This is a genomic window from Streptomyces sp. BK79 (assembly GCF_044142145.1).
Lineage (GTDB): Bacteria > Actinomycetota > Actinomycetes > Streptomycetales > Streptomycetaceae > Streptomyces.
On sequence record NZ_JBHVOC010000066.1, the window covers coordinates 1 to 2,195 of the forward strand.

Below are 2,195 nucleotides of genomic sequence, written 5' to 3' on the forward strand. Positions count from 1 at the left end.
GCCTTCGGCCGCAGCACCTTCTCCACCCGCTCCGGGGTCATGGCGTCCAGCACCCCGTTGTCCATCACCCCGGCGGCGTGGACGACCGCGGTCAGGGGGTGTGGGGCGGGGATGTGGTCGAGGAGTGCGGCGAGTGCGGTCCGGTCGGCGGTGTCGCAGGCCGCGATGGTGACGGTGTGGGCGCCGAGGTCGGTCAGTTCGGTGCGCAGGGCGTCGGCGCCGGGGGCGTCGGGGCCGCGGCGGCTGGTGAGCAGCAGGTGCCGCACCCCGTGCTCGGCCACCAGATGCCGGGCCAGCCGAGCCCCTAGCAGACCCGTCCCCCCGGTGATCAGCACGGTACCGGTCGTCGGCCACCGTACGGCCGTGTCCCCTGCCGCGGCCGATGCCGCGGCACGGACCAGCCGAGGCACCCGGACCCCGCCCTCGCGCAGGGCGATCTCCGGCTCGCCCAGGGCCGCGGCCGCGGGCAGGGCACGGACGGACGCGGGTGAACCGTCGGTGTCGATGATCGTGAAACTGCCGGGATTCTCCGCCTGCGCCGCCCGGACCGCGCCCCAGACCGGCGCTCCGCCCAGATCGATCGAGCGGTCGGACGCGTCCACGCACACGGCACCGTGCGTCACGACCACCAGCCGGGCCGAGGCGCACCGTTCGTCCGCCAGCCAGGAGCGCATCGCGGCCAGCACCCGGTGGACCGACTCCCGCGCCCGGTCCGGCACGGCTGTGCCTCCGTCCTCGTCCCCGTCCTTGGGGACCAGGGAGAGGGTGACCAGTTCCGGTACCGGTACGCCGTCCGGAATGTCCCCCCACTCCGGCAGGGCGACCGGCTCCACAGCGCCCACGGTCCGTCCCGCCCCGCCCGAGCCGGACAACGGCTGCCACGCGACGCGGTACAGAGGATGCGCCGAGCCACCCAACTGCCGTGCGGTCACAGGACGCAGTGCCAACGACTCCACCACCGCCATCGGACGGCCGTCGCTGTCGGCGATGTCCAGGGAGACTCCGCCGTTGGCCACGGCCCGCATACGCACACGGAGCGCGGCGGCACCCGTCGCGCGCAGGGACGTACCGGCCCAGGCGAACGGGATCCGGGTCTCCTGGTCGCCGTCGGCCGGACCGTCGCCCGTCAGGAAGTCCGTCAGATGCAGCGCGGCGTCCAGCAGCGCCGGGTGTATCCCGTACCGCGCCGCGTCGACCGCCTCCTCGGGCAGCGCGATCTCTCCCAGCACATCCCCGTCGTGCCGCCAGGCCCGCCGTACGCACCGGAACACCGGACCGTAGTCGTACCCCTGGTCGGCCAGTTCCTCGTACAGCCTCTCCACCGGGATGGGGGTGGCGTCCGAAGGTGGCCAGACCTCGGTGTCCTCGCGGAATGCTCCCGCGCCGTGGGTGGTGTCGGAGGTGAGGGCGCCGACCGCGTGCCGGGTCCACGGAGCTGCGGGGTCGTCGGCATCGCGGGAGTGGATCTCCACCGCGCGGTGACCGGCGTCGTCGGGGGCGTTGACCGTGACCTGGAGGGCGAGGGCGGTGTGAGGGGGGAGCGTGAGGGGGTTCTGGAGGGTGAGTTCGTCGAGGACGGGGGTGCCGGTGTGATGGCCGGCGTGGAGAGCGAGTTCCACCAGTGCGGTGCCGGGCAGGAGGGTGGTGCCGTGGACGGCGTGCTGGGCGAGCCAGGGATGCGTGTCGACGCTGAGCCGTCCGGTGAGGGCAAGCGCACCGGACGCGGGCAGAGTGATGGCGGCGCCCAGCAGGGGATGCGCGGCGGGTGTCTGCCCTAGAGCCGTCGGGTCGCTGGGCGCGGAGAGGGTGGCGTCGAGCCAGTAGCGCTGGTGCTGGAAGGGGTAGGTGGGCAGGTCGACGGTGCGGGCACCGCGCCCGTCGAAGAACGCCTCCCAGTCGACTGGGACGCCTCGGGTGTGCAGGTCGCCCAGGGTGGTGAGGAGCTGCTGCGTCTCGGGGCGGTCGCGTCGCTGGGCGGCCAGGAAGACGGCGTCGTCGCCGCAGCCCAGGCCGGCGAGAACGGCCTGCGGGCCGACCTCGACGAACGTGCGGACGCCCTGGTCCTCCAGGGCCCGGATGCCGTCGTGGTGGCGGACGGTCTCGCGGACGTGGCGGACCCAGTACTCCGGGTCCTGGAGGTCACCGGGCTCGGCGAGGCCGCCGGTCACGTTCGAGACGACGGGCAGGGTGGGCTC

At 74.0% G+C, this 2,195-nt stretch carries 1 protein-coding gene; it reads right to left on the minus strand.

What is annotated here, in order from left to right; all coding sequences use genetic code 11:
• Positions 1-2,195: type I polyketide synthase (locus tag ACFIF2_RS35760; RefSeq protein WP_395577464.1), on the minus strand; the 2,195-nt coding region annotated here is incomplete at both ends.